This is a genomic window from Virgibacillus xinjiangensis (assembly GCF_042643145.1).
In the GTDB taxonomy this organism is placed as follows: Bacteria; Bacillota; Bacilli; order Bacillales; family Amphibacillaceae; genus Virgibacillus_O; species Virgibacillus_O xinjiangensis.
Genome location: NZ_JBHRSA010000004.1, coordinates 328,292 through 335,257, shown reverse-complemented (window position 1 = coordinate 335,257; position 6,966 = coordinate 328,292). Strand labels below are relative to the sequence as shown.

Annotated in this window: 6 protein-coding genes; 4 read left to right on the top strand and 2 right to left on the bottom strand. The window is 44.2% G+C overall.

Translation table 11 applies throughout. From position 1 onward, the window contains the following. Positions 1–301 precede the first annotated feature (301 nt). Entirely contained in the window at positions 302–679 is a 378-nt protein-coding gene (locus tag ACFOGI_RS02750) for a TIGR04086 family membrane protein (protein WP_390268038.1), read from the bottom strand. Positions 680–807: 128 nt separating this feature from the next. On the opposite strand from ACFOGI_RS02750, the gene ACFOGI_RS02745 reads away from it, so the two are divergent. Beyond that, entirely contained in the window at positions 808–2,103 is a 1,296-nt protein-coding gene (locus tag ACFOGI_RS02745; RefSeq protein WP_390268035.1) for an ArsB/NhaD family transporter, read from the top strand. Between the two features lie 72 nt (positions 2,104–2,175). On the opposite strand, the gene spoVB is transcribed toward ACFOGI_RS02745, so the two are convergent. Then, positions 2,176–3,726, bottom strand: coding sequence for a stage V sporulation protein B (spoVB, locus tag ACFOGI_RS02740; RefSeq protein WP_390268032.1), 1,551 nt, complete (start codon positions 3,724–3,726; stop codon positions 2,176–2,178). Positions 3,727–3,846: 120 nt separating this feature from the next. On the opposite strand from spoVB, the gene ACFOGI_RS02735 reads away from it, so the two are divergent. The 3 genes from ACFOGI_RS02735 to ACFOGI_RS02725 all read left to right on the top strand — a co-directional run bounded on the left by ACFOGI_RS02735 (position 3,847) and on the right by ACFOGI_RS02725 (position 6,908). Then, on the top strand, positions 3,847–4,149 hold the full coding sequence (locus ACFOGI_RS02735) for a post-transcriptional regulator (RefSeq protein ID WP_390268029.1): 303 nt from the start codon (positions 3,847–3,849) through the stop codon (positions 4,147–4,149). 49 nt (positions 4,150–4,198) lie between these two features. Continuing rightward, a complete protein-coding gene (gene secDF, locus ACFOGI_RS02730) occupies positions 4,199–6,454 on the top strand; it encodes a protein translocase subunit SecDF (RefSeq protein ID WP_390268025.1) in 2,256 nt (751 codons plus the stop codon). Positions 6,455–6,566: 112 nt separating this feature from the next. Then, a complete protein-coding gene (locus tag ACFOGI_RS02725) occupies positions 6,567–6,908 on the top strand; it encodes a LapA family protein (protein ID WP_390268023.1) in 342 nt (113 codons plus the stop codon). Positions 6,909–6,966: the final 58 nt, after the last annotated feature.

The following is a 6,966-nucleotide window of genomic DNA, read 5'->3' as shown; positions in this document are numbered from 1 at the left end:
GGTTTTCACGAGGAGGCTCGGGCGTTCGTCCGCGGAAAGGGAATGGTCTGTGCTCCTGGAGGCAAGAAAAAAAGCTTGTAGAAAAACACGAGGTTTCTCTACAAGCTGAGAAGGGCAATACATCAGTATTGCCCTTCTTTTTAATCCATTAAGGAAGCATAACGCCCCCCTTCAAAATTGCTGATCTGTTGCCCTTTGGCAGAATAAATTTCCTGCCAAAAAACCAGCAATCCAAGTAACCGCTCCTTGAACTGCTGGTTGGTGTGTTCCGAACGTAAACCAATACTTCTTATAATGGCGACTACTCGTTTTCCGGTTTCGCAATATTCACTCCGAGAATCCCTCCAAATAGGGCTGCTAGCAAATAGCCACCGTGATGGAGAGTCTGCTCCATGGTGAAGCCTTGGCTGAATCCTAAATATTGTACGAGAAACGTGAAAAGCGTGAAGCCTGCCCCTGTAATACCTCCGATGATCCATCCTTTTTCCTTTCCTTTCACACCAGCGGCCAACCCCCCTAAAAATAGAGATAAAAGTCCGATGATCAAGGTTACCCATGTCAGTGATGGTTCATTAAAAGTGGTGAATCTTAATAGCAGTGCAATCAGAACACTTGCAACAAGGATTAGACCGAAAATAACAATCCATCCATACAGCAAAGCGGTAAATTGTTTACCCAAGCAAATCCCTCCTTTGTCCACCTGTTCTGATTTTATTCCACGGATGTGGAAAATAGACGAAAATAATGTTTGTCCCTTTCGCATATATATTATTGGTATGTATTTTCAAGGATGGAAGGGATGAGGGAATGGACATTGTTTTTGCAGCGGTTATCTTCCTTGTCAGTTATGTTTTCATTATGAGTGATAAGGTGAATCGCGCAGTAGTAGCACTTGCTGGAGGAGTCCTTCTGCTTCTGACTGGGATATATACGGCCGAAGAAATGTTTATCAGCCATATCGATTGGAATACGGTTGCCCTGTTATTTTCCATGATGGTATTGATTTCCATTACAGATAAAACGGGCTTGTTCAGTTATATCGCCATCCGTTTTGCACAGCATGTCAGAGGCTCACCTGTGCCGCTGCTGGTAGGTGCAAGTATACTGACAGCAGTCGGATCAGCGCTGCTGGATAATGTAACTACCGTATTGATTTTTGTGCCTATTATGCTGAGAGTCACAAGGATGCTGAAGCTTCCGGCCTTCCCGTATCTGCTCGCAATTATATTCAGCTCAAATATCGGTGGATCTGCTACTTTAATCGGTGATCCACCTAATATAATGATTGGACAGGCGGTAGAACACCTCACATTTCTATCATTCATCCAGCATTTGGCTCCCTTGGCTCTTGTCTTATTCTTTGTCATGTTGATCTTTCTCCAGCTTCACTTCCGTGACCTGCTAAAAAATGGAGGAGGAGACACCAGTGAATTGATGAAAATCAATGCGGAAGCGTATTTGATTAAATCGCCCATGCTGTATCAGTCAATCGCCGTATTGATCATGACCTTGTCGGGGTTTCTATTGCACAGTTTCCTCCACATCGAACTGACAGTCGTTGCGATAAGTGGAGCCGTCCTTCTGCTTTTGTTGACAGAAAAAGAACTGGAAGCTGAGCACGTGTTTGAGAAAGTAGAGTGGGTAACCCTTTTCTTTTTCATTGGATTATTCATGTTAGTGGGGGGATTGGAGGAGGTAGGTTTGATTGATAAGATGGCGGAGACTATCGTCGGCTCGACAGAAGGGAATTATTCCATGACTGCACTGCTGATATTATGGGTATCCGGCTTATTGTCAGGAATTGTGGACAATATTCCTTTCGTAGCAGCGATGATTCCAGTCGTCCAGGAATTTGAACATTATGGAATGACGAATCTTGATCCCATTTGGTGGTCACTTGCACTCGGCGCTTGTCTCGGAGGGAATGCTACTCTGATCGGGGCTTCTGCTAATGTGGTGGTCGCAGGATTAGCAGAGGGCGCCAGGCAAAGGATACCCTTCCTGCAGTTCATGCGCTATGGGGTTCCCTTTGTACTATTATCTTTAGTGATCACAACCGCTTATATTTATATCCGTTATTTGCTTCCTTTAACAGGACAATAAAATGCCGCTATCCTAGGATAGCGGCATTTTTGAGTTGATTTCAACGATAAAGCAGGGATGGTTGGTGGAAAATCATGCCCACTTTTGCAAGAAGGGGATTTGCTTCAGCTCTTCTCTGGTTATGAACCGGAGAAGAATGAGAAATAGGATATAACAGCCGGATAAGGCCGTTAATAAGAGAAGAAATAATGGAATGCCAGGAATTGTCTGCGCATACATGGATTTAAGCAGGCTTCCAGTACTCCAGGTTAAAAGTACCAGTGTGGCCATCTTTCCGACATCGACCATGGGGATGGAGAATTGAACCGCTTTCCGCAAGGTAGCCAAGTGCAGGAAAGTGATAAGGATTACCCCTACCGACATGGCAATAGCCACACCCTTAATCCCGAATTCTGGATTTGAAGCCAGAAGGAATAAGATGATGAATTTAAAAACTGCACCAATTAAACTGTTCCACATGGCAGGTCTGGCTAGGTCCAGGGCTTGTAGTGCAGCCTGTAAAGGAGCTTGGACATACAGCAACAGATAAAAGGGCGCCATCAATACCAGCAGGTATCCGGCATTGCTGGTATCATACATGAAAGTGAGGATGGTGTCACTGAATAACGTAAGTACGATGGTAGCGATTGCGCCTGATGCAAAGGAGATTCTTATAGACTGATGAATCCGATAGTGAATCAACTTTGTATTTTTCTTTGCAGATGCTTCCGAAATGGATGGTACCAAAGCAATGGCCAATGAATGTGTGATGAATGTCGGCAGGAAGAGAAGCGGTAGTATATAGCCTGTCAGTTCGCCGTATTGCTTTGTTACCATCGTATTGGATATGCCTGCTATTGCCATACTCTGTGCCACAATAATCGGTTCAAGAAAGTTGGAAAAGGAACCGATCATTCGGCTGCCCGTGCTAGGAAGAGAAATGGAGAACAGTTCACGGACTGTGTCTCTGCTAGATTTCAAATAAGAGAGAAAGTTTGTCCGCAGCTTGATCAATTTCCTCCTTTTGAAGGTATGGATCATATACATCAAGGATACAAATTCTCCCAGGATGACGCTGAACATGGCCCCTGCAGCTGCAAACTCAACGCCATAAGGAAGGAGCATCTTGATAAAGAAAGCCACACAAATGATTCTGACGATTTGCTCAATGACTTGTGAATAGCTCTGAGGCTTCATATTCTGCTTTCCTTGAAAGTATCCTCTAAGAACAGAAGAAATGGCCACGATGGGAACGATTGGACTGATAGCGAGCAGGGGGTACATTGTCCGCTGGTCTGTCAGAAGATTAGACGCTACAAAAGGGGCTGCCAAAATCAAACTGACTGTAAAAAATATACTGGATATAGAGGTAATCATTAAGGAAACGAGCAGAATTTTTTTTACCTTAATCCGGTCATTCACAGCCTCTGCTTCTGCAACTCTCTTAGAAATGGCGACCGGTAGCCCGAACTGGGTCAAGGTAATGACAAGAAACAGTGTTGGCAGCGCCATCATATACAAACCTATTCCTTCTTCTCCCATCAGCCTCGCCACCACGATCCGGTTAATGAAGCCTAGAAATCTAGTGATCATGCCAGCGGCAATCAAGATTAACGCACCTTGCAAAAATGTTTGTTTGGTCATTGCATGAAGACCTGCCTTCTCAAATAATGGAATTTCAGATACAATGATATATATGCGTGAAAGTAGGCCAAGCATGACAACAAGGAGTCGATTATCCGTCATCGGGAGGAGGTAGTCTGTTTGGAAATCTTGCAAAAGGCAAGTGAATGGAAAGAGATGGTTGACCCAGCATTGGAAAGCAAGGCTGGTGAATTTCATTTGATGGGTTATGAGAAGGCTACATCAGAAGATATTTGGAATTGTCTTGTACAGAAGGTGTGGAAGGGAGATCCCGAGTTGAGATTATATGAAGTGGTGGGAGACATCTTTCATTTGGGCACCAATACATATTTAAGCTATCTGACGGTGAATGCATATAAAGACGACGATGGCTTGATGGCTTCCATCGCTGCAGTAACCGGTTCAGAATCTGATAATATTTAGTTGAATACATAGTTGTTTGTCCGAACAATCAGAGGGAGGAAATAGTCAGATGAAAAGCAGAGGCAGAATAGTTGCCTTTTTTCTAATTGTTCTTGTATTTGCAGGGACAATTGGGACGACGGTTTCAGGAATCACCAAAGATATAAATTTAGGTCTTGATCTTCAGGGCGGTTTTGAGGTTCTATATGAAATAGAGCCAATAGAAGAGGATCAGGAAGTTACGAGGAGTCTGATGGAAGGGACGGTGTCTACCCTCAATGATCGGGTCAACCGCCTGGGTATCAGTGAAGCGGTTATAAACATTGAAGGGGAGGACCGGATACGTGTCCAACTAGCCGGGGTCGACAATCAGGCCGAAGCAAGGGAAATGCTGTCGACATCTGCAAGGCTCTCCTTCCGGGATGTGAATGATAATAAATTGCTGGATGGTTCGGATATCCGCGAAGGAAGTGCGAGTCAGGATTTTGATCCTCAGACGAATGCACCGATTGTGACGTTGCAGTTGAATGATGCTTCCAAGTTTGCGGATGTGACGGAACAAATCAGCCAGATGCCTTTTCCTGATAACAGGCTGGTCATATGGATGGATTACCAAGAAGGGGATTCCTATGAAGAAGAAGTAACCAAGGAAGATCCAAAATATGTATCAGCTCCCACCGTCAATGAAGTGATCAATTCCACCAGTGTGCAGATCAACGGCGATTTTACGGTAGAATCGGCGCAACAGATGGCTGATATCATCAATTCTGGCTCACTGCCAGTCAATATGAATGAAATATATTCCACATCTGTTGGTGCGCAGTTCGGGGAACAGGCATTAAATAAGACGGTATTCGCAGCGTTTGTGGGTATTGGCCTGATCTTCCTATTTATCATTGGCGTATACCGTTTCCCGGGGTTGATGGCAGCAATCAACCTAAGCATCTATATCTATCTGGTGCTTCTGTTGTTCAACCTCTTGAATGGCGTGCTTACCTTGCCGGGGATTGCCGCGCTTATCCTTGGTGTTGGTATGGCCGTGGACGCGAATGTCATTACCTTTGAACGTATAAAGGAAGAATTGAGAGCAGGCAAGTCGGTAATGGCATCCTTTAAAGCAGGGACCAAAAATTCGCTATCAACAATAGTTGATGCCAACATCACCACATTATTGGCTGCAGCTATTTTGTTCATCTTCGGTACCAGTTCGGTCAAGGGTTTTGCCACGATGCTGATTATCAGTATTGTCCTGAGTTTCCTCACATCCGTCTTCGGTACAAGACTCTTATTAGGGTTGTGGGTAAAAACCCGCTTCTTGAAAAATAAGAAGACCTGGTTCGGAGTAAAAGAAAAAGACATCAAGGATCTTGCAGATGTCAACGAACAAGAGCCAGTTTTCCTCGGCAGGGAAAGGAATGTCGTACAGCATCGGAAGAAATTCTTCCTGGTTTCCATAGGCATGATTGTTCTCGGAACCCTATCATTCCTGATGTTCCAATTGAACCCGGGAGTTGACTTCACCAGTGGATCCCGGGTGGAAGTAGTAGCGGAAGAAAGATTGACGACAGAAGAAGTAGAGGAAGGTCTCCAAGAGCTAGGCATGGAAGCACAGTCGATTGTCTTGTCAGGAGAAAATAATGAAATTGCTGTCACCCGTTTCGATACGGTACTGAGCGAGCAAGAGGTGGCAGAAGTTCAACAGTACTTTGAAGGGGAATATGGTGTACAGCCAAGTGTCAGTGTTGTCTCTCCGATTGTAGGACAGGAACTTGTGAAAAATGCCATTTATGCAGTAGCGATTGCTTCTGTAGGCATGATCATCTATGTTGCCATCCGATTTGAGCTGATTTTTGCCATTACGGCCATTTTGACTTTGCTCCACAATGTATTTTTCATGCTTGCGGTGTTCAGTTTTACACGGCTGGAATTCGATGTGACCATTGTTGCTGCCGTATTGACCATCGTCGGTTATTCGATCAATGACACGATTGTCATCTTTGACCGAATAAGAGAGAATCTGCGTAACGAGCAGAAAGTTACATCGTTTAAGAAACTTGCAACTCTAGTGAATAGGAGTTTGGTTCAGTCGTTTACTCGTAGCATCAACACGACTATTACAACCATGATAGCGATTCTGGCATTCTTGTTCCTAGGGGCTCAGCCGATTACCGGGTTTGCAATTGCTCTGGCAGTCGGATTATTTGCAGGTTCTTATTCTTCTCTGTTTATTGCCGCCCAGTTATGGCTTGTGTGGCGGGGAAGAAATATTAAAAATAAGCCAGTGGATTTTTCCAAGAAGAAGCGTGTGGAAGGCCCGCAGGTTTAACCCATCTAATTCAAGAACCCCAGCTTTTAAATAAGGCTGGGGTTTTCAAGTGTTTTTTTGGGAATATAAGGGTAGGTTAGTTTATATAGAATAATAAAAGGAGGGTGTGGATTTGAAAAGTCAAACATACGTCATTTTAGCCATTATTCTATTGATTCTGGTTGCAATATTTGCCGTCGTCAATGTTGACCCAGTAGAAGTGAATTATATTTTTTGGAGTGGGGAATCGCCACTTGTACTGGTCATTCTCTTTTCAGTACTCATGGGAGGGGTTATTACGGCTGGTGTAGGAGCCAAGAAAATTATCCAGTTGCAAAGAGAAGTAAAAAGCCTCCGCAAACAGAATGAGAAGCAGCAGGCCCCGACAGAGACTAAGCAAGTATCCGGAGACACTGAAGTGTCCAAGGATGAAAAAAGTCAGGATGAATCGGTAAAAACTAAAAATACGCTCTAATCAAATCCGGATTGCTACCCCTGGCCGACTATGTGTATAATAGATTAGTCAGGGGTGA

Coding starts and splice junctions, on each gene's coding strand:
- secDF (WP_390268025.1), top strand. CDS start 4,199: ATGAAAAGCAGAGGCAGAATAGTTGCCTTTTTTCTAATTGTTCTTGTA.
- ACFOGI_RS02745 (WP_390268035.1), top strand. CDS start 808: ATGGACATTGTTTTTGCAGCGGTTATCTTCCTTGTCAGTTATGTTTTC.
- spoVB (WP_390268032.1), bottom strand. CDS start 3,726: ATGACCAAACAAACATTTTTGCAAGGTGCGTTAATCTTGATTGCCGCT.